18 protein-coding genes and 1 riboswitch are annotated in these 20,166 nt (G+C 58.6%); of the genes, 14 read left to right on the top strand and 4 right to left on the bottom strand.

The features are described from left to right. The 3 genes from K9U38_RS14110 to K9U38_RS14120 form a co-directional block, all read right to left on the bottom strand. Entirely contained in the window at positions 1 to 1,842 is a 1,842-nt protein-coding gene (locus K9U38_RS14110; RefSeq protein ID WP_224494973.1) for a monovalent cation:proton antiporter-2 (CPA2) family protein, read from the bottom strand. 89 nt (positions 1,843 to 1,931) lie between these two features. Then, positions 1,932 to 2,786: an amidohydrolase family protein gene (locus tag K9U38_RS14115; RefSeq protein WP_224494974.1), complete on the bottom strand. Its 855-nt coding sequence runs from the start codon at positions 2,784 to 2,786 to the stop codon at positions 1,932 to 1,934. Positions 2,787 to 2,804: 18 nt separating this feature from the next. After that, positions 2,805 to 3,608: an IclR family transcriptional regulator gene (locus tag K9U38_RS14120; RefSeq protein WP_224494975.1), complete on the bottom strand. Its 804-nt coding sequence runs from the start codon at positions 3,606 to 3,608 to the stop codon at positions 2,805 to 2,807. A gap of 173 nt (positions 3,609 to 3,781) precedes the next feature. On the opposite strand from K9U38_RS14120, the gene K9U38_RS14125 reads away from it, so the two are divergent. From K9U38_RS14125 to K9U38_RS14190, 14 genes are all read left to right on the top strand, one after another. Continuing rightward, positions 3,782 to 5,098 (top strand): ABC transporter substrate-binding protein, encoded by a 1,317-nt coding sequence (locus K9U38_RS14125; protein ID WP_224494976.1) that lies wholly within the window; start codon positions 3,782 to 3,784, stop codon positions 5,096 to 5,098. A 163-nt stretch (positions 5,099 to 5,261) separates the two neighbouring features. After that, positions 5,262 to 6,158, top strand: coding sequence for a carbohydrate ABC transporter permease (locus K9U38_RS14130; RefSeq protein ID WP_224494977.1), 897 nt, complete (start codon positions 5,262 to 5,264; stop codon positions 6,156 to 6,158). 1 nt (position 6,159) lies between these two features. Next, on the top strand, positions 6,160 to 7,026 hold the full coding sequence (locus tag K9U38_RS14135) for a carbohydrate ABC transporter permease (RefSeq protein WP_224494978.1): 867 nt from the start codon (positions 6,160 to 6,162) through the stop codon (positions 7,024 to 7,026). 6 nt (positions 7,027 to 7,032) lie between these two features. Beyond that, positions 7,033 to 8,130, top strand: a complete 1,098-nt coding sequence (locus tag K9U38_RS14140; RefSeq protein ID WP_224494979.1) for an ABC transporter ATP-binding protein — start codon at positions 7,033 to 7,035, stop codon at positions 8,128 to 8,130. 2 nt (positions 8,131 to 8,132) lie between these two features. Further along, the gene (locus K9U38_RS14145) at positions 8,133 to 9,245 is read left to right on the top strand and encodes a mandelate racemase/muconate lactonizing enzyme family protein (RefSeq protein WP_224494980.1); all 1,113 of its coding nucleotides are present in this window, start codon (positions 8,133 to 8,135) and stop codon (positions 9,243 to 9,245) included. Between the two features lie 2 nt (positions 9,246 to 9,247). Then, entirely contained in the window at positions 9,248 to 9,577 is a 330-nt protein-coding gene (locus K9U38_RS14150) for an L-rhamnose mutarotase (RefSeq protein WP_224494981.1), read from the top strand. Between the two features lie 12 nt (positions 9,578 to 9,589). After that, positions 9,590 to 10,663 (top strand): Gfo/Idh/MocA family protein, encoded by a 1,074-nt coding sequence (locus tag K9U38_RS14155; RefSeq protein WP_255607250.1) that lies wholly within the window; start codon positions 9,590 to 9,592, stop codon positions 10,661 to 10,663. Further along, on the top strand, positions 10,664 to 11,119 hold the full coding sequence (locus K9U38_RS14160; RefSeq protein WP_224494982.1) for a MaoC/PaaZ C-terminal domain-containing protein: 456 nt from the start codon (positions 10,664 to 10,666) through the stop codon (positions 11,117 to 11,119). 34 nt (positions 11,120 to 11,153) lie between these two features. After that, positions 11,154 to 11,888: an SDR family oxidoreductase gene (locus tag K9U38_RS14165; RefSeq protein ID WP_224494983.1), complete on the top strand. Its 735-nt coding sequence runs from the start codon at positions 11,154 to 11,156 to the stop codon at positions 11,886 to 11,888. 161 nt (positions 11,889 to 12,049) lie between these two features. Then, a complete protein-coding gene (locus tag K9U38_RS14170) occupies positions 12,050 to 12,895 on the top strand; it encodes a fumarylacetoacetate hydrolase family protein (protein WP_224494984.1) in 846 nt (281 codons plus the stop codon). Between the two features lie 35 nt (positions 12,896 to 12,930). Beyond that, positions 12,931 to 14,208, top strand: coding sequence for an L-fuconate dehydratase (locus K9U38_RS14175; protein WP_224494985.1), 1,278 nt, complete (start codon positions 12,931 to 12,933; stop codon positions 14,206 to 14,208). Positions 14,209 to 14,443: 235 nt separating this feature from the next. Next, positions 14,444 to 14,643: riboswitch (cobalamin riboswitch) on the top strand. Between the two features lie 118 nt (positions 14,644 to 14,761). Further along, positions 14,762 to 16,000, top strand: coding sequence for an aromatic ring-hydroxylating oxygenase subunit alpha (locus K9U38_RS14180; protein WP_224494986.1), 1,239 nt, complete (start codon positions 14,762 to 14,764; stop codon positions 15,998 to 16,000). Beyond that, the gene (locus K9U38_RS14185) at positions 16,001 to 17,092 is read left to right on the top strand and encodes an FAD-binding oxidoreductase (RefSeq protein WP_304622561.1); all 1,092 of its coding nucleotides are present in this window, start codon (positions 16,001 to 16,003) and stop codon (positions 17,090 to 17,092) included. Positions 17,093 to 17,174: 82 nt separating this feature from the next. Continuing rightward, positions 17,175 to 18,062, top strand: a complete 888-nt coding sequence (locus K9U38_RS14190) for a LysR family transcriptional regulator (protein WP_370631937.1) — start codon at positions 17,175 to 17,177, stop codon at positions 18,060 to 18,062. Between the two features lie 71 nt (positions 18,063 to 18,133). On the opposite strand, the gene K9U38_RS14195 is transcribed toward K9U38_RS14190, so the two are convergent. Next, on the bottom strand, positions 18,134 to 20,023 hold the full coding sequence (locus K9U38_RS14195; protein WP_224494988.1) for a beta-N-acetylhexosaminidase: 1,890 nt from the start codon (positions 20,021 to 20,023) through the stop codon (positions 18,134 to 18,136). Between the last annotated feature and the right edge of the window lie 143 nt (positions 20,024 to 20,166).

Consider the following 20,166-nt stretch of genomic DNA (forward strand, 5'->3'; position numbering starts at 1 on the left):
TTACGCTCCCCCTGCATCCGCGCCCTGCGCTGCAGGCAGGACACTTGCGGTTTCCTCGTTTAGCGCGCGCCCGGTACTGCGCGGCTTGATCAGTGGTCCTGGTACCGGCGCGTTGCCCTTCATCAAATCGGTGCCAGCCCAAATGCCGCCCGCCAACTGCAAATCGAGACGTTCGGCATCGCGGCGGCGTACGTCCACGACAATCTCCGCGGCTTCCGCCGGCTCGACGCCAAGTCCAATCAACGTGTTCTGGCCGAAGATGACAGCGGATTCGAACGTTTCGCGCATCTGGTACTCCACGCCGATCTTGATGAGTTCAATCGTCGTGCCGCGATCATAGGCCCGGGCATAGATCTGCACGAGAGGAAATTCGGACTTGATGAGGCCTGCGATCGAAAGAATGGTTTCGGCCTTGTCCACGCAGACCAGCACAGCCTGCGCGCGGCCCGCGCCTGCCGCATGCAGAATGTCGAGCCTGGTGCCATCGCCATAGTAGACCTTGAAACCGAATTTTGCCGCCGCCTGGATCATTTCAATGTCATTGTCGATGATGGAAATATCGACGCCGCGCAACAGCAGAGGCTGGCTCGCGATCTGGCCAAAGCGGCCAAAGCCGATGATCAGAACGCTTCCCGAAAGACCTTCCGCCACCTCGACCCCCTCGAGGTCCTGCTTTTCTACCGGCATCAGGTAGCGCAACGCAACGAGCAGCAGGGGTGTCAGGAACATTGAGAAAATGATGACGGCGGTGAGAATTGCGTTTGCCTGGCCGTCGAGAATGCCGACCGCGGTTGCCGCCGCGTAGAGCACGAAAGCGAACTCACCGCCCTGGGCCATGATGACGGCGCGTTCGATCGCTTCACGGTTCGTCGATTTCAATACCCTGGCGACAAGATAAATTCCCGTACCTTTCACCAGCTTGAAGGCTATGACGTAGAAGATGACGGTCTTCCAGTTTGCGGCGACCACGCCAAGGTCAAGCGACATGCCAACGGCAAGGAAGAACAGTCCGAGCAGGATGCCGCGGAAAGGCTCGATATCCGCTTCGAGCTGGTGGCGGAAAGTCGATTCGGAGAGCAGTACGCCCGCCAGGAATGCGCCCATGGCCATGGAAAGCCCGCTGACCTGCATCAGCAGCGCCGATCCGAGGACGACAAGGAGTGCTGCAGCCGTCATGACCTCGCGGGCACGCGATTGGGCGAGGAATCCGAACAGCGGATTGAGCAGGTATTTGCCGGCGAGGATGAGACCCGCGATGCTGCCGATCCCGATGCCTATCGCCATCCAGCGGATCCCTTCGGGCGCCGAGGCGCCCATGGGTGCGAGGAAGACAACAAGAGCAAGCAGGGGAACGATGGCAAGGTCTTCAAGCAGAAGAATAGATACCATGCGCTGGCCCTGCGGGGTCGCGGTCTCTGCCCGCTCTTCAAGCAGCTGCATGACGATGGCGGTTGATGTGAGAACGAAGCCAGCGCCGGCGACGAAGGACTGGGCCACCGGAAAGCCTGTTGCAATGCCGACCCCGGTTAGCAGCAGCGCGCAGAATCCTACCTGCAGAGCGCCAAGGCCAAAAATATCCTTGCGTAGCCCCCATAGGCGCGACGGTTGCATTTCAAGGCCAATGATGAAGAGAAACATGACAACGCCGAGCTCTGCCACATGCAGAATCGTTTCGGGGTCGGAAAAGAATTTCAGGCCAAACGGGCCAATGAGGACACCCGCCGCCAGATAGCCGAGGATCGAGCCAAGGCCGAGGCGCTTGAACAGGGGGACGGCTATGACGCCCGCACCAAGCAGGACCACAACGCTTAAGAGATCCGGTCCGCTTGTTTCTACCGCCATTGTGTGTCCTGTCCTTGGGTGTCGCCGATTTTACCATGGGTAAAGCGGTGAGCCGCAGCAGGCAAGTCTATTTGAACCTCAAGACGGCTTCAGGCGAGATTCCAGATGCGCCTGGCATTCTTCGAAAAAAGCCGTGCACGCTCGTCATCGCTGCAGCCCGAGAGGAGGGCATGGGTTGCGGCGACCCAGGTCGCAAGTCCACCTCCGAGGGTACAGACCGGCCAGTCGCTACCCCACACGAGGCGGTCGAAGCCGAAACTGTCGATGACATGATGCACATAGGGCCCCAGCGTCTCGACCCGCCATGTTCCGGCATCCGCATAGGCGACAACGCCTGAAATCTTGGCAACAACATTTGGGCGCCTGGCGATGTCCGTGATCTTGCCACGCCATTCGTTCAAGCCTTCGCCCTTGATGTCGGGCACGCCGCAATGGTCGAGGATGAACCGAACGTTCGGCGCAAGGTCGACGAGCGCGATGGCCGTTTCGATCTGCCGGGGCAGAACGCAGAGGTCGAAGGTAAAGCCGGTTGCCTCCAGCCGCTTGATGTTCTCACGGAACAACGCGCTTTCCGACAGGTTGTCCGGCATGACATGCAAGACGCGGCGGAAGCCTTTGATCAGTGGATTTGCCTTTTGCCGTTCAAGAAAGCCGGCGAATTCCGGTTCTTCCGGGCGGCAGGAAGAAATGCAGCCGGCGATCAGGCTGCCCTCACGCTTTGCCAGGCCGCCTATGTAGCGCGATTCGGCCTCGATATCGGAAGGTGCCACGTCCACCTCCATATGCACGGCCTGGGTGATCCCGGCGCGATGAGCCTGGAGCGCATATTCTTCGTAGCGGAAGTCGCGGTTCAATGCCTCCACACCCGACAGCCAGGGATAGGACAGGGCCGACTGGTCGATGAGGTGCAGATGGGTGTCTATGATGGGGGCAGTAACTAGCAACTGAAAATCTCCCCTTGTTCAGGCTGTTCGCGCGACGCTGGAGTGAATGACGTCTGCACCGGCGAGTTCAGAAAGCTTCTGTGCCGTGGCGACCAACATCTTGCGCGCGTCGTCGACACCAGGGGCATCGGCAATATTGAGCAGCTGGATGTAGGGGCAGGTGAGTGCGGCGATGGCCCGGCCATCCGGCCCCAGCACGGGAGCCGATACGTTATATACGCCAGCCGTCTGTGCGCTGGGCATGACCTCGTAGCCGCGCTGGCGAATGTGATTCAGGCGCTGATAGAAGTCAGGCGGCTGGGCGATATCATCGGCGAGCTTCTCATATTCGGCGATCATCATCGCCCGTTCTTCATCGGAGCGGAACGCCAGCAGCACATGGCCGGAGCCCGTATTGAACAGGCTGATATGCGATCCGACACGGATGGAGATGCCCCAGTAGTCCGGGGCTTCCTGCTGGGCGATGACGACGGCAGCGCCGCGATCAAAGACGCTCAGCTGGTTGGCCTGTTTCGAGCTGATGGCAAGGTCTCGCATCAGCGGCGTCGCATAGGAAGCAAGGCGTCTTACCGGCGCGTGCAGTTGTGCCAGCCCGAAAAGCTTCAATGTCAATGAATAGCGGTCGCCTTCAAGCCGTGTGACGTAGCCGCGGCGCACGAGACGATCGAGCATCCGGTAGAATTCATTGGGGCTGCGGCCGAGAAACTTGGCGATTTCGGCCTGGGTAAGCCCTCCGTCGATGCCCGAAAGAAGTTCAAGAATATCCAGTCCCTTATCGAGCGCCGGCGCGCGATAGCGGTCGCTGTCGTCGTCCTCTGTCATTTGAATCTCCCCCCCAGCCGTATGCATATACGAAGATCATATTCGGAGGAAAGCAGTTTCCTTGCTTGACGGTCAAGCCTATTAATGTTTGTATATGAATGAAACGCCCATATGTGGGTATTCAAAATCGCGAGGGCCGGGGAGTGGCGCTTGTTCATGGGGAGGAGTTTTCGATGAAGAACCTGTTGGCCAGCGTTTCAGCTGGCGTGATAGCAATACTTGGCGCGCAGGCCGTCCATGCGGCCGATCTGCCGGGAAAATTCGAAGGTGTAACGATCGATGCCAAGCTTATTGGCGGCCAGCAGTACGAGCCGCTCTATGAGCGCATCGGTGAATGGGAAAAGCTGACAGGCGCAAAGGTCAACATCCTTTCGAAAAAGAATCACTTCGAGCTCGACAAGGAAATCAAGTCTGATATCGCCTCCGGTAGCCTGAACTGGTGCGTTGGCTCGAACCACTCATCGTTCGCACCACAATATCCCGGCATCTACACGGATTTGAACAAGCTGATACCGGCCGAAGAAGTCGCCGCGTTTGTGCCTTCGAACATCCAGTCGTCAACGCTCGACGGCAAGCTGGTCATGCTGCCGCGTGCCCAGTTCGACGTATCGGCGCTGTATTATCAGAAGAGCCTCTATGAGGATGAAGGCAACAAGAAAGCCTTCAAGGAAAAGTACGGCTATGAGCTTACGCCGCCGGACACCTGGCAGCAGGTAACCGACCAGGCTTTGTTCTTCACGAAAGCTCCAGACTTCTACGGTACCCAGTTTGCCGGCAAGGAAGAAGCGATCAATGGCCGCTTCTATGAAATGGTTATCGCCGAGGGTGGTGAGTACATCGACAAGGACGGCAAGCCCGCCTTCAACTCGGATGCCGGTGTCAAAGCCCTTGACTGGTTCGTCAACCTCTACAAGGCGAAAGCTGTTCCGGCAGGCACCACGAACTATCTCTGGGACGATCTCGGCCAGGGATTTGCCTCCGGTTCCATCGCCATCAATCTTGATTGGCCAGGCTGGGCAAGCTTCTTCAATGACCCGAAATCGTCGAAGGTTGCCGGCAATGTCGGTGTCAAGGTTGCGCCCGCGGGCTCGTCGGGCAAGCGGACCGGCTGGTCTGGTCATCACGGTTTCTCCGTGACGGAATCGTGCGCCAACAAGGAAGCCGCCGCTTCTCTCGTCTGGTGGCTGACCAATGAGGACAGCCAGAAGCTCGAGGCCAAGGCTGGCCCATTGCCGACCCGCACAGCGGTCTGGGCGTGGGATATCGAACAGGCAAAGGGTGATCCCTACAAGACCGAAGTGCTGAACGCCTTCCAGGAAGAAGCAAAGAACGCGTTCCCGGTACCACCACTTGCGGAATGGATCGAAATCTCGAACGCGGTCTATCCGGAACTGCAGGCCGCGATCCTGGGCGACAAGACGTCGAAGGAAGCGTTGGATACGGCTGCCAAGAAGGCAACCGAGATCCTTCAGGATGCCGGAAAGCTCTGAGCGGTGCCGCCTTGCCCTCCCCCTCGGGGGAGGGACGGACCGCAGGTCCGGGGGATCGGTCGGAACAGCATCCAAACATGTAAGATCCCACCCTGCTGCGTCGCAGCCATCCTCTCCAAAAGGGGGCAGGGCGGAAAGCAGAGTCCAGAAGGCCATTATTTCAATGAAATTTCCCAAATTTTCGGCGCCTGTGCTCCTGCTGCTGCCCGCTATTGTCGTTCTTGCTGCGGTGATCGTGCTGCCGCTGCTGTTCTCGCTCTATTCAAGCTTTACGCCCTTCCGGCTGACCAAGCCGGAAACCATCTGGGTGTTCATCGGCTTTCGCAATTATGTGAGTGTGCTGACCAATGTGGAATTCTGGACCGCCTTCGGCCGGACCGTTCTGCTTCTCACCGTCGCCCTCAACGCGGAAATGTTCCTGGGCCTCGGCTTGGCGATGCTGGTCAACAAGGCCACGCATGGGCAGCGCCTGCTGCGTACGCTGATGATGTTCCCGATGATGTTTTCGCCGGTTCTGGTCGGCTTCCAGTTCAAGTTCCTGTTCAACGACAATATCGGCTTCGTCAACAATGCACTGCAATCCCTGGGCCTCACCACGAATGCCATCCCCTGGCTGATCGATGGCAATCTTGCGCTGTTTTCGATCATTGTCGCCGAGGTCTGGTCGTCCACGGCGGTTTTCGCAATCCTGATCCTCGCGGGACTGCTTGCAATGCCGCAAGAACCAGTAGAAGCGGCGCGGGTCGATGGTTGCACTCCTTGGCAGACTTTCCGCTACGTGACATGGCCCTATCTGATGCCGTTCGCTTTCATCGCCATGACGATACGCTCGCTCGACGTGGCCCGCGCCTATGACATCGTCAAGATCATGACCGACGGCGGGCCGGCGAAACGGACTGAGCTCCTGTGGACACTCGTAGGGCGCACGGCCTACAGCGATGCACGCATGGGTCTTGCCAATGCCATGGCCTATATATCGATCCTGCTGTCGATCCTGTTCACAGTGTATTTTTTCCGAAAGCTTGCAGCGGCGCGCCAGCAAATCGGAGCGGAGTGGTAAAATGGACCAGAACACGTCCCACCGATACAAACGCCGCGGATTAAAGCTGCTTCACCTCGTCGGCCTTTTTCTTGCAATGCTGATTATCTGCTTGCCTGGTCTGTGGATCGTGCTGAGTTCGCTGCGGCCCACCGTGGAGATCATGGCAAAGCCGCCGGTCTGGATTCCGCAGGACCTCTCGCTCGACGCCTATCGCGCCATGTTCGGCGGAGCAGGGCAAGGCGGCATTCCCGTCTGGGAATATTTCCGCAACTCCCTGATCATTTCCATCACGTCGACCATCATCGCGCTGACGGTTGGCATGGCGGGCGGCTACGCCTTCGCTCGCTACAAGTTCAAGGGCAAGTCGGGGATATTCCTCGGCTTCATGCTGACGCGTGCCGTGCCTGGAATTGCGTTGTCACTGCCCTTGTTCATGATTTTTGCCCGCGTCGGTATCATCGATACGCATTTTGCGATGATCCTCATCTACGTGGCCTTGAACGTGCCTTTCACCATCTGGCTCATCGACGGTTTTTTCCGGCAGGTGCCGAAGGACCTGGCTGAGGCCGCTCAGATCGATGGCTGCACACGCTGGCAGGCGTTCTGGCAGGTGGAGTTTCCGCTTGCCGGCCCCGGCATCGCCTCGGCGGGCATCTTCGCCTTTCTCACCTCGTGGAATGAATATGCATTGGCCTCGCAGATTACCCGTTCGGTCAATTCGAAGACGCTGCCGGTCGGTCTTCTCGACTATACCTCGGAGTTCACCATCGACTGGCGCGGCATGTGCGCGCTTGCCGTGGTCATGATCATCCCGGCGCTCACACTCACCTTTATCATCCAGAAGCATCTCGTGTCCGGACTGACGTTCGGCGCGGTGAAAGGTTAATTTGTTATGGCTCCCGTAACACTGAAAAAGCTGGTCAAGAGTTATGGCAATGTGGACGTGGTCCACGGCATCGACCTCGAGGTCAAGGATCGCGAGTTCATCGCGCTGGTCGGACCGTCCGGTTGCGGCAAGTCGACGACGCTGCGCATGATTGCCGGCTTGGAGGACATTAGCGGCGGAGTTGTCGAAATCGGCGGAAAGCCTGTCAACGACCTGCCGCCGCGCGCGCGAAATATTTCGATGGTGTTCCAGTCCTACGCGCTCTACCCGCACATGACCGTGCGCGAAAACATGGGCTTTTCGCTGAAGATCGGCAAAGTCGCACAGAGCGACATCGACACCCGGGTCAATGAGGCCGCCGCCATCCTCGATCTCGACAAGCTGATGGATCGTCGCCCCTCGCAGCTTTCGGGCGGCCAGCGCCAGCGCGTTGCCATGGGCCGGGCGATCGTTCGTCAGCCGGATGTGTTCCTGTTCGACGAGCCACTCTCGAACCTGGATGCAAAGCTTCGAACGCAGGTGCGTACCGAGATCAAGCGCCTCCATGCCAAGGTGCAGTCCACCATGATCTATGTGACGCACGACCAAGTGGAGGCAATGACCCTATCCGACCGGATCGTCATCATGCGCGATGGCCATATCGAGCAGGTCGGTACCCCGGAAGAAGTGTTCAAGCGTCCGGCCACACGCTTCGTTGCCGGTTTCATCGGGTCACCGCCCATGAACCTCAACGATGCAACAGTTGCCGACGGAAAGCTCGTCTTTGCCGGGGGTCAGAGCCTGCCGCTACCGATCGCATTCCGCGGCAAGGTTGCGGCCGGCGACAAGGTGATCTTTGGATTGCGGCCCGATGACATCTACCCCACGGGGCATGGACTGAACTCTGGGGAGGCCACGGACGTGCATGAAATGGAACTGCCGGTGTCCATTACCGAGCCGCTTGGAAATGAAACGCTGCTTTTCGTCACCATGGCACAGCGCGAATGGGTGTCGCGCATGCTCAATCCCCGTCCAATGGAGGCTGGAGAAATGGTAAAATTCAGTTTCGACCTTTCCCAGGCGCACCTTTTCTCGCCGGAAACCGGTAAAACCCTACGGAGCTGACCATGGCCAAAATCGAACGCGTTGAACTGCGGATGGTGGACCTGCCGCCAAAGGTCTTGCGCACCGATGCTATTCAGAGTTTCGTCAGTCAGGAAACGCCAATCGTCACGATCACCGACAGCGATGGGGCAGCGGGGACCGGCTATAGCTATACTATCGGCACTGGTGGCTCGTCGGTCATGCGCCTGCTCTCCGACCACCTGGCACCGCGCCTTCTAGGCAAGGATGCCGACCAGATCGAGGCCATCTGGCGCGAACTCGAATTCGCAACCCATGCAACGACGATCGGCGCCATTACTGCGATTGCGCTTGCCGCCGTCGATATCGCGCTATGGGACCTGCGCGCGAAGAAGCAGGGCTTGCCGCTATGGAAGCTGGCTGGTGGCGCCAAGGACCGCTGCCCGCTCTATACCACCGAGGGCGGCTGGCTGCACATCGAGAAGCAGGCGCTCGTCGATGATGCGCTGCAGGCACAGGCCAAGGGTTTCAGGGGTGCCAAGGTCAAGATCGGACGCCCACATGGCTCGGAGGATCTCGATCGACTGTCGGCCGTTCGTGACGCCGTGGGGCCTGGCTTCGAGATCATGACCGATGCCAATCAGGGGTTCACGCTGGATGAGGCCATCCGCCGTTCGCAGGTGCTGCGGGATGTCGATCTGGCCTGGCTGGAAGAGCCGCTGCCCGCCGACGATATCGACGGTCATGTGCGTCTGTCGGCGGCAACCCAAATACCCGTTGCCATCGGCGAGTCGCTATATTCGATCCGCCACTTCCGTGAATATATGCAGAAGCGCGCCTGCTCGATCGTTCAGGTCGACGTCGGACGTATCGGTGGGATCACGCCCTGGCTCAAGGTGGCGCACACGGCCGAAACCTTCGACATGCCGGTCTGCCCGCACTTTCTGATGGAACTGCATGTCAGCCTCACCTGCGCGGTACAGAACGGCAAATATGTCGAGTATATCCCGCAGCTTGACGACCTCACGCATACCGGGATGCGCATCGAGAACGGCTATGCCATCGCGCCGTCGGAGCCAGGGATTGGTATCGACTGGGATTGGGATGCAGTGAAGGGTCGAAGCGTCGATGAATTCACGACCGAGATAAGGGCCTGATTATGCAACGCATGGGAATGATGATCGGGCTGAATGCCGGCAAGGTTGCGGAGTACAAGCGCCTTCATGCGGCGGTGTGGCCGGAAATCCTTGAGCTGATCTCAAGCTGCAACATCCGCGACTACACGATCTTCCTGCGCGAGCCGGAGAACATCCTGTTCGGTACCTGGGAATATCACGGGACAGATTTCAAGGCCGATATGGACAGGATGGCGGCGAACCCGAAGAACAAGGAATGGTGGGCCGTGTGCATGCCGTGCCAGGTGCCGCTGGAAAGCCGGGCCGAAGGCGAATGGTGGGCGATGATGGAAGAAGTCTTCCATCTCGACTGATGAGGAATTGGTATGAGTTTTGACCCTGCAAATTTGCAGCAAAGCTGGCCCTTGCCGGCGAAGCCACGACCTATCGTCACCTTCGGTGCCGGCAGCATCGTAGGCGATGCGCACTATCCGGCCTACAGGAAAGGCGGATTTCCCATCGCCGGACTGTTTGATCCAGATCAGGCGAAGGCAAGGAAGCTGGCCGAAGAATGGGGCGCCACGGCCTATGCTTCAGTTGCAGAGGCAGCCGCGGTGGAAAACGCTGTCTTCGACCTCGCCACGCCTCCGGCACGCCATGCCGATATTTTGAAGGTCCTGCCTCAAGGTTCTTTTGCGTTGATCCAGAAGCCGATGGGCAGCGATCTTGAGCAGGCGTCGGAGATCCTGCGCATCTGCCGGGAGCGGAATATCACAGCAGCCGTCAACTTCCAGCTGCGTTTCGCTCCAATGATGCTGGCACTCAAGGACGCGATCGCGCAGGGTTGGCTTGGCGAGGTTATCGATTTCGATGCCTGGCTGGCACTCGATACGCCATGGTCGTTGTGGCCTTTTCTCGCCGATCTGCCGAGGGTTGAGATCGCCATGCACTCGATCCATTATATCGACCTTATCCGGCAGATACTGGGCAACCCGCTTGGCGTGCATGCCAAGACGCTCGGCCATCCCGGGCACCGGGTCGCGCAGACGCGGACGAGCGCCATTCTCGATTATGGCGATACGGTACGCTGTTCGCTGTCGGTCAATCACGACCACAAGTTCGGCCGCCGGTTCCAAGCCTGCGAGTTCCGTATTTGTGGCACGGGAGGTGCGGCCTATGTGAAGCTCGGTGTCAATCTCGACTATCCACGCGGCGAACCGGACGAGCTGATGATCTATCCGAAGGGCGGAACAGACTGGGTCAAGGTTCCACTGCAGGGCGCCTGGTTTCCCGATGCCTTTGTCGGGCGGATGGCCAACCTGCAACGCTTCGCCAGTGGCGAAGATCGGGAGCTCGTCAGTTCTGTTGAGGATGGCTGGCACACCATGGCATTGGTCGAGGCGGCCTATCAGTCCAGCGCGGCGCCGGCCACGCCGCTGGCACACAAGCCGGAGGCATGAATGTCGGAGCAAGCGATTTATTTCGAGGACTACAAGCTTGGCGATGTGCGCCTCACCACGGGCCGCACCATCACCGAAACGGATTTCGTCGTCCATGCCGGTCATACGGGCGATTTCTTCCCGCATCACATGGATGCGGAGTTCGCGAAAACCACACCCTTTGGCCAGCGCGTCGCCCACGGCACGATGGTCTTTTCCATCGGGGTCGGCCTTACCGCGAGTCTGATCAATCCGGTGGCATTTTCCTACGGCTATGATCGCCTGCGCTTTGTCAGGCCGGTATTCATTGGCGACACGATCCGGACGCGGGTCACGATCAGCGCCAAGGAGGATGATCCGAAGCGGGCAGGCAGTGGCCGCGTGGTCGAACGATGTGAAGTCATCAATCAACGCGACGAGGTTGTTCTTGCCGCTGACCATATTCTCATTGCCGAACGCAAGGCCATAAGGGCATGAAGGGCATAGTGAAATGCCGGATGGAGGTTTGAAAATGACAGGTAAGCTCGCAGGCAAGCGCGTTCTGATAACAGCGGCAGGGCAGGGCATTGGCCGCGCGTCGGTGCTGGCTTTCGCGCGTGAAGGCGCGACCGTCCATGCGACGGACATCAATCAGCAGTTGCTCGACGACCTGCCAAAGGAGGCCGGAATCATCCCGCGCCGCCTCGACGTGCTGAAGACCGAGGAAGTCAACCGGGTGATTGGCGAGATCGGTGCCGTCGACGTACTGTTCAATTGTGCCGGGTTCGTCCATGGCGGTTCCATACTGGAAATGCCGGACGCAGATCTCGACTTCGCCCTCGATCTCAATGTTCGCGCCATGATCCGTACGATCAGGGCTGTGCTGCCGAGCATGCTGGAACGCAAGGGCGGGGCGATCATCAACATGTCGTCTGTCGCCAGCAGCGTGAAAGGCGTGCCCAATCGCTTTGCCTATGGTGTGACGAAGGCTGCTGTCCTCGGCCTGACCAAGGCGGTGGCTGCCGACTACATCACGCAGGGTATTCGCTGCAACGCCATCTGCCCGGGTACGGTAGAAAGCCCGTCATTGGAACAGCGCATGCGCGCAGGCGGTGACTACGAAGCAACCCGCGCTGCCTTTATCGCGCGCCAGCCGATGGGCCGTCTCGGCCTGCCGGAGGAGATTGCCGACCTTGCCGTCTATCTGGCCGGTGCGACCTATACGACAGGCCAGGCCTACAACATTGATGGCGGCTGGACGGTCTAGGAGACTTTGCGAATCCACCCTGGTGGCCATCTGATGCGATTGTCTGCGCTTCCGGTGCTCATGGACCCAAAAGTTCACTGCGCTCCTGTTTTCGAACACCACACCAACTGTCTCATCAGACTGAATTCTCAAGCGTCTCCCATAAGAAAAAGGATTGAATGATGAAATTTCTACGTTACGGCGCCCAAGGGCAGGAAAAGCCCGGTGTCCTGGATGATCAGGGCCAAATCCGTGACCTTTCGGGGAAAATCGGCGACCTCTCGGGCGGCGTCCTGGTACCTGAAGCATTGGCCAAGCTCGGCGAACTCGACATCAGCAGTCTGCCCATCGTCGCCGGAAATCCGCGGCTCGGTCCATGCGTTGCGGGGACCGGCAAGTTCATCTGCATCGGACTAAACTATGCGGATCACGCCGCAGAATCCGGCATGGCCGTACCGCCGGAGCCGGTCATCTTCATGAAGGCCACGTCGGCCATCGTCGGCCCGAACGATGATCTTGTCATCCCGCGCGGATCGGAAAAGACCGACTGGGAAGTGGAGCTCGGCGTCGTCATCGGTCGGACCGCAAAATACGTGACCGAAGCTGAAGCTCTCGACTATGTTGCGGGATATTGCACCGTACATGATGTGAGCGAGCGTGCATTCCAGACCGAGCGCGCGGGCCAGTGGACCAAGGGCAAGTCCTGCGACACGTTCGGACCGACCGGTCCCTGGCTTGTGACCAAGGACGAGGTTGCCGACCCGCAGAACCTTGCCATGTGGCTGACGGTCAATGGCGAGACCATGCAGAACGGATCGACCAAAACGATGGTCTATGGTGTTGCATTCCTTGTTTCCTATCTCAGCCAGTTCATGAGCCTGCATCCGGGGGACATCATTTCGACCGGCACGCCTCCCGGTGTCGGCATGGGCATGAAGCCGCCGCGCTATCTCAAGGCAGGTGATGTCGTGGAGCTGGGCATTGAGGGCCTGGGCACCCAGAGGCAGGTGACGCGCGCCGACGTATGAACGTGCGCCGCAGCAACAGATAAAAGAGGCATATCGTGACCCGCATCACTGATCTTCGTGTTTTCGACATCCGTTTCCCGACCTCACAAAGCCTTGACGGGTCGGATGCAATGAATCCCGATCCCGATTATTCGGCCGCCTATGTCGTGCTCGAGACGGATGTGGCCGGTCTGGCCGGACACGGTCTCACCTTCACGATCGGACGCGGCAACGAGATTTGTTGCCTTGCAATCGAAGCAATGAAACATCTGGTCATCGGACTCGACCTCGACTGGGTGAAGGAAAACCCGGGTCGCTTCTGGCACTTCGTCACCGGCGATAGCCAGTTGCGCTGGATCGGCCCGGACAAGGGCGCGATGCATCTCGCCACGGGCGCCGTGGTCAATGCGGTATGGGACCTGCTCGCCAAGGAAGCAAACAAACCGGTTTGGCAACTGGTCGGTGAAATGACACCGGAAGAAATCGTCAATATCGTCGACTTCCGTTACTTGACCGACGTGCTGACCCGCGACGAGGCACTTGCAATTCTGCGCAAGGCCGAGGCCGGTAAGAAGGGGAGGATTGCTACGCTTAAAGCAGAGGGTTACCCCTGCTATACGACATCCGCCGGCTGGCTCGGCTACTCCGATGAAAAGCTCCGCCGACTCTGCCAGGAGGCCGTCGATGCCGGGTTTAACCACATCAAGATGAAGGTGGGTCGCGACCTTGATGATGACATTCGCCGCCTGACGATTGCCCGCGAAGTGATCGGACCCGACAGGATCCTGATGATCGATGCCAACCAGGTGTGGGAGGTGAACGAGGCGATCGACTGGATCAGGAAGCTCTCCTTCGTCAAACCATTCTTCATCGAGGAACCGACTAGTCCGGATGATGTGGCGGGCCATCGCAAGATTCGCCAGGCTATCAGCCCCGTGAAGGTCGCAACAGGCGAGATGTGCCAGAACAGGATCATGTTCAAGCAGTTCATTGCCGAAGGTGCCATTGATGTGGTGCAGATCGATTCGTGTCGCATGGGCGGATTGAACGAAGTTCTGGCCGTGCTGCTGATTGCGGCCAAATACGGTCTGCCGGTCTGGCCCCACGCGGGTGGCGTTGGCCTGTGCGAATATGTGCAGCACCTGTCGATGATCGACTACATCGCGGTCTCGGGCACGAAAGAGGGCAGGGTAATCGAATATGTCGATCACCTCCACGAGCATTTCATTGATCCCTGCAATATCCGGAACGCAGCCTATATGCCGCCGTTGCTGCCGGGGTTTTCCATTGAAATGAAGCCTGAGTCGATGAAACAATACCTATACAAAGCGTAGCTTAAGGGAGTTTTGACGCGACTCCAGTGCGTGGTTCGACGGGGACCACCATGAGGGAGGTTGAGGCTTGCCGGTGCCAAGAAGTGCCACCATGGCTTGCGTTTTGCGATCGCCCCACTTTCCTCAAAGTGAGCTGAGAACCATGCACAATGGCTTTGCGACACGCAATTGCATCGTGTCGCCGTTCGTAAATGCGATGTCGTTTCCGCGCCTATTCTTTTGCCGTGCCGGGTGCTCTTATCGGGACACTCGAGGTGCCGCTTCTAGGGAAGCGGAGAATTGGGAAGCCGGTCAACAACCCGGCGCTGCCCCCGCAACGGTAGTGGAGTGGAAAACGCGGCATAACAGCCACTGGGAGTGCACCCCGGGAAGGCGCCGTGAAGCCCGACAAGGCAACTCCAGAGCCCGGAAACCAGCCCCGAGTGACAAAACCGACTGATCGCGGTGGGCGATCAAGGAGCATGCTTTTGCGTGGTCGATGTCCATTGACCTTGCGGACGTTCTTCTCCGTCACCACCAGTCAGTTCTTTGCAAGCTCAGGCGAGGACACGACATGGATATTCGTAACGAACTGCTCCGGAACCTCAGAAACCGGAAACCGGGCTACGGACTCGAACAGGCCTTCTATTCCGATCCGGATTATTACCGTCTCGACATGGAGAACATCTTCTATCGCGACTGGCTTTTCATCGGCCACGATTGCGAGGTGGCAAAGCCAGGCAACTACTTCACCGTCCAGGTTGGTGATTATCCGGTCGTAATCGTCCGCGATCGCCAGGGACAAATCCGCGCCTTTCACAATTCCTGCCGCCACCGCGGTTCGCGCATCTGTTCGGGTGAAAAGGGTTCATCCGCCAAGCTGGTGTGCCCTTACCACCAGTGGACATATGAGCTCGACGGGCGTTTGCTGTTCGCCCGGCAGATGGGCGACGATTTCGATGCCAGCCAGTTCAGCCTGAAAACGGTTCATTGCGAGAGTGTGGGCGGTTACATTTTCATCTGCCTTGCCCAGGTCGCTCCGGATTTCGGTCCGACACGCGCCATGCTGGCCCCTTATCTTGCACCGCATCGGCTGACCGAAACGAAGGTCGCCTTCCAGAGTTCCATTGTCGAGAAGGGCAACTGGAAGCTCGTGTGGGAAAACAACCGCGAGTGCTATCATTGCGTCGCCAACCATCCGGAGCTGTGCAAGACGTTTCCGGAAGCCCCGAGCGTCACTGGTATCCAGGGTTCCAAGGATGATCCTGAAATCGTCGCACACTGGGACAAGTGTGAGGCCGCCGGACTGCCCAGCGTCTTCCGCATTGCCGATGACGGTCAATACCGCGCCACGCGTGTACCGCTTTTGCGGGACGCCGAGAGCTACACCTTGAGCGGGAAGCGCGCGGTTGGGCGGCAACTCAGCGACGGCGTGAATTCAAAACATATCGGCTCGCTTTTGCTTTACCACTATCCGACGACCTGGAACCATATCCTAGGCGACCACGCGATCTCCTTCCGTGTGCTGCCGCTCGGTCCCGACGAGACACAGGTCACCACCAAGTGGCTGGTGCACAAGGATGCGGTCGAGGGCGTCGATTACAACATCGAAGAACTGACGCATGTGTGGCTGGAAACCAATGACCAGGACCGCCGCATCGTGGAGGAAAACGCCTTCGGCATCCGTTCTCCCGCCTATGAACCCGGACCCTACTCCGTCGAGCATGAGGGCGGCGTGCTGCAATTCCTCGAGTGGTACAGCAATGCGATGGAAACCCGGCTCTCCGGCAACAAACTCAGCAAGGTAGCGTAAATGAATATGTCGCTTTCTCAGAATTACCCGCACCTCGATCAAATGCAGCCATGGAACGACAGGTTGCATTTGCTGGAGTGTCTGTCGGTCATCGAGGAAGCGCCAAATGTGAAGACGTTCACGTTCCGGTCGGACAATCATAACTGGTTCCGCTATGAGCCGGGCCAGTTCATGACTTTTGAATTGCCTGTCCAGCCGGAAGCGGTTCTGCGCACCTATACTCTCTCGTCAAGTCCGTCACGGCCATTCACGATCGCCGTGACGGTCAAGGCGCAGGAACACAGTATCGGCACGCGCTGGATGGTGGATCATCTGACGCCGGGCGTACGGTTGAAGGCCTTTGGTCCGCTCGGTGACTTCTCCATGCGCAGGCATCCTGGCGCAAAGTACCTGTTCATCTCGGCGGGGTCGGGCATCACGCCGATGATGTCGATGACCCGCTGGATGCATGATTGCGCGCCGCAGAGCGATATCAGCTTCGTTAGCTGCACGCGCCGGCCCAGTGACATCATATTCCGCAAGGAACTCGAATGTCTGACGAGCAGCATGCCCAATCTGAAGCTCGCCTTCCTCATCAAGGAGCACGAAATGGGGCAGGTCTGGACCGGCATCCGCGGCAGGCTTGAAGCACCCAAGCTGCCGCTGCTCGCGCCGGACTTCAAGGACCGGACAATCTTTTGCTGCGGGCCTGAAGGCTTCATGCGTGATGTTCGCGCCATGCTTGAGGCCGCCGGCTTCGACATGACGCATTATCATCAGGAAAGTTTCGGTCCCGCCGCTGAACCGGTCCTGCCGATGCTCGATGTCATCTCGACCGAGGCTGCCGAAGCCGCGACAACCGTCACATTTTCAATGTCGGGCATGGAGGTGCCCTGCGGAGCAGGGGAAACGATCCTGAAAGCTGCCCGCGGCGCCGGAGTCCGTATTGCCGCGGCATGCGAATCTGGCCTGTGCGGCACCTGCAAGGTGATGAAGCTGTCGGGCGACGTCGACATGGACCACAATGGCGGCATACTCGATGAAGAAATCGACGAAGGCTATATCCTCGCCTGCTGCTCCAAGCCGCTCGGCAATGTCGAGGTCGAAGCCTAGGGCCAGGGCGGACACGTCACCTGGATATTACTTAATGTGATCGACCCCATGTGCTAGTATCAAGCATATGAATTTGCGTTCTGTGGATCTTAATCTCCTTGTCGTGTTGGACGCACTTTTCGACGAGGGGCATGTTTCGCGTGCAGCGAAGCGGCTTGGTCTTTCGCAGCCAGCCGCATCAAGTGCGCTGGAGCGCTGCCGCCAGCTCTTCAACGACCCGTTGCTGGAACGGGGCAAGGGCATGATGCGGCTGACGCCGAAAGCCGAATCGCTGCGTGTGCCGATCAAGAACCTGCTCGCCGACGTCAATCGCGTGCTGGATCCGCCAGCTGTCGACCTCGCCACCTTGCGCAAGACAATACGCATCGACATGGCGGATTACCCCTCCGTGGTCATCACTGGCGCCCTGCATCAAGCGCTTGCAGAATCGGCGCCCGGAATCGACCTGGTAGTTCAGTCCGGCCAAGGCTCGGTCGAGGATGTGCTCGACGATCTTGCCAAGGGAACGGTTGACCTTGCCGTTTCCATGTTCCCGAAGGTCGATGGATCCTTCAGGCGGCATGTTCTGCGCAAGGAGCATTTTGTGGTGATGATGCGCAAGGGGCATCCGGCTGCCGCTGCTTTCGATCTCGAGAAGTGGTTGACGTTTCCCCACCTCGTGGTTTCTGGCCTTGGTCATAGCAAGGTTGATCTCGACGAAACACTGGCGGCGCATGGCAGGGAACGTCGCGTCGGCATTGTCGTGCCGGGTTATTTGATGGTGCCGCCGCTTCTGGCCCGGTCGGACCTGATAGCGATGATCCCGAGCCTTTGTGTTCCGAAGGACGCCGCGGGCGACTTTGCAGTGTTGGAGCCGCCGATCCCGGTGGATGGTTTCACATTGCATCTCGTCTGGCATGGAAGGCGGGACCAGGATCCCGCCGTACATCATGTTGCAACGATTATTCAGGGTCTGCTTGAAGGGGCCTAGAAAACCGCCGTCTTGCCGCCGTTGAGCATGACGCAAGATTCGATGTGCTTCTTGAGGGGGCTCCACTTTCGCTATCGATTCACTGCAAATATGTTGGATGGCGTTTGCCAGTCGATCTCGTTCGAACGGTAAAAACCAACACCGAAGGCATCCCAACGTGCTCCCTGATAGCCGAGACGTGTCTTGAAGCTGTCCCAGGAATGCGATGCCAAGGGTGACCAGCCTATTTCCGCAGTGGAAGCCAAGCGCGGGAAAGCCATGTAGTCGGTGTAGGTCGTCGGCGCAACGAAGCGCGGATCGGGGCCGCTTGGGAGGCTCCCGAAGCTGTCGGTGAAGGCGCGGTCGGCCCAGAGGAGGGCTTCCACGCCCAGGATATCGCTATCCGCAAGCAGTCGCGTATTGCCATCCACCGAAGCCAATTCAGTTGTTGGATCCCAACCGTAGGATTTTTCGATGTTGACGGTATCCGCCCGCCCGTAAGGAGTGCTGGCATCGTATTTCATGTCGAGATAGGCGTGATCGGCTGGAGACATGACGAATTTGGCGCCCAGGCGCAGGCCATTTCGTACATGGGAGATGTTCGTGTTCTCGGCCGCCGTACCGATTGTCTCGCGATCATTCTCGTCGCCCCGATACTGCAGCACGGTTCCCGGCGGCAATTCGGCTTGCCCAATCTGGTGCCAGCCCATCAGGAGTTTCTTAGTTGTCGCGGCCGGTATGGCTGTCGCATCGACATAGGCCGTCATTTGCTTGAGAGCCACGTTGGGCGCTTCGTCGCCCCCAATGTGGAGATAGGGCCCAGGCGTCAAAGCTGCCAAACTCGTCAGCACGGTGTCCAGGTAAGTCTTGGCATTGTCGATATGAGTATCATCATCGAGACAAATCGCTGGGTTGCCCACATCAAAACCGGAATAGGGCGGACGTCGTGTGTCGTTGCAATTCAGGTTGGCAATCGAAGCCTGGGCAGCAAGTGTATGCCCCGGGCCATCGATTTCCGGAACGATCGTGATGTAGCGCGATCCGGCATAGGCGACGATGTCTCTGAACTGTGCGCGGGTGTAGAACCATTGATTTTCGGGTTTCGACGCGAACCCGCTCTGGGTCGTTCCGCCGATGCTCGTCAAATCCGGCAATTCGTCAATGGCGATACGCCAGCCCTGATCGTCCGTCAGATGAAGGTGCAGTGTGTTGATCTTGAGCAGGGCAATTTCGTCGATATATCGTTTGACCTCATCGACGGTGTAAAATCGACGCGCGACGTCGAGCATCGTGCCGCGGTAGTTGAAGCGCGGCCAATCGACGATCTTCACGGCGGGGATGGCCCATGTGTGATTGGTGGTCTGGCTGCCATAGATTGCGGGCGGGAACAATTGCAGGAATGTCTGCACGCCGTTGAACAGGCCGTGAGCAGTTGCAGACCTGATTGCCACGCCATACTCGCCGGAGACAAGGGAGTAGCCTTCCGGCCCGATCTGCTCACCGTTCGGCCCTCTGAGTGCTCGGATCTCGAGTTTTATGCATGGGGGGTCAACCACCGAGGGATCCCCGGTGATCATTGGATTGACCGGCAGTTCAAGACCAGTTGATGACTGGAGTGTCCTCCGCAGGTAATCAACAACCGGTGTCAGGCTTGCATCGCCCGCATCAATGGCGATCAAAGTCCTGTCAGAGAAAGTCGCGCCCGTTCCGGTCGTGTCTCCATAGGCGGGCACAGGCAACAATGGCGGAAAATTCGCGGATATGCTGCCGCTGCCCAATGCCGCTGCAATCGATGCCGTGTCGTCAAGCTGCGGATTCAAGCAATATTTGCTGTTCTGGCCGGATTTCGGCTGTTGCTGGTTGGCCCCCGGCTGAACGACTGGTGCAACTGGAAAAGTGGGCTCTGTTGGCGTCTTGGACGATTCGCTATTGCAGGCGATGAGCGCAAGTGGCAGCAGCAAAGCTCCTAAGCGTTGAAACATGCTCCTCATCAAATTTCCCAATACTCCATGCTGAGAATATCGGGATGATCTTTGAAAGGTCGGTCGGATACAATTGGTCTTTCGTATGAGAGCGGCGCATTCAAGCGTTGAACAGCGCCGCCCTAAGCGGTTCGAGAGCCTCA

The sequence above is a fragment of the Phyllobacterium lublinensis genome (assembly GCF_020164435.1).
Taxonomy (GTDB): Bacteria; Pseudomonadota; Alphaproteobacteria; order Rhizobiales; family Rhizobiaceae; genus Phyllobacterium; species Phyllobacterium lublinensis.

Bases quoted from the DNA above. Each gene is read 5' to 3' on its own strand.
- K9U38_RS14110 (WP_224494973.1), bottom strand. From the start codon at position 1,842: ATGGCGGTAGAAACAAGCGGACCGGATCTCTTAAGCGTTGTGGTCCTG.
- K9U38_RS14120 (WP_224494975.1), bottom strand. From the start codon at position 3,608: ATGACAGAGGACGACGACAGCGACCGCTATCGCGCGCCGGCGCTCGAT.
- K9U38_RS14125 (WP_224494976.1), top strand. From the start codon at position 3,782: ATGAAGAACCTGTTGGCCAGCGTTTCAGCTGGCGTGATAGCAATACTT.
- K9U38_RS14130 (WP_224494977.1), top strand. From the start codon at position 5,262: ATGAAATTTCCCAAATTTTCGGCGCCTGTGCTCCTGCTGCTGCCCGCT.
- K9U38_RS14135 (WP_224494978.1), top strand. From the start codon at position 6,160: ATGGACCAGAACACGTCCCACCGATACAAACGCCGCGGATTAAAGCTG.
- K9U38_RS14140 (WP_224494979.1), top strand. From the start codon at position 7,033: ATGGCTCCCGTAACACTGAAAAAGCTGGTCAAGAGTTATGGCAATGTG.
- K9U38_RS14145 (WP_224494980.1), top strand. From the start codon at position 8,133: ATGGCCAAAATCGAACGCGTTGAACTGCGGATGGTGGACCTGCCGCCA.
- K9U38_RS14150 (WP_224494981.1), top strand. From the start codon at position 9,248: ATGCAACGCATGGGAATGATGATCGGGCTGAATGCCGGCAAGGTTGCG.
- K9U38_RS14155 (WP_255607250.1), top strand. From the start codon at position 9,590: ATGAGTTTTGACCCTGCAAATTTGCAGCAAAGCTGGCCCTTGCCGGCG.
- K9U38_RS14160 (WP_224494982.1), top strand. From the start codon at position 10,664: ATGTCGGAGCAAGCGATTTATTTCGAGGACTACAAGCTTGGCGATGTG.
- K9U38_RS14165 (WP_224494983.1), top strand. From the start codon at position 11,154: ATGACAGGTAAGCTCGCAGGCAAGCGCGTTCTGATAACAGCGGCAGGG.
- K9U38_RS14170 (WP_224494984.1), top strand. From the start codon at position 12,050: ATGAAATTTCTACGTTACGGCGCCCAAGGGCAGGAAAAGCCCGGTGTC.
- K9U38_RS14180 (WP_224494986.1), top strand. From the start codon at position 14,762: ATGGATATTCGTAACGAACTGCTCCGGAACCTCAGAAACCGGAAACCG.
- K9U38_RS14185 (WP_304622561.1), top strand. From the start codon at position 16,001: ATGAATATGTCGCTTTCTCAGAATTACCCGCACCTCGATCAAATGCAG.
- K9U38_RS14195 (WP_224494988.1), bottom strand. From the start codon at position 20,023: ATGTTTCAACGCTTAGGAGCTTTGCTGCTGCCACTTGCGCTCATCGCC.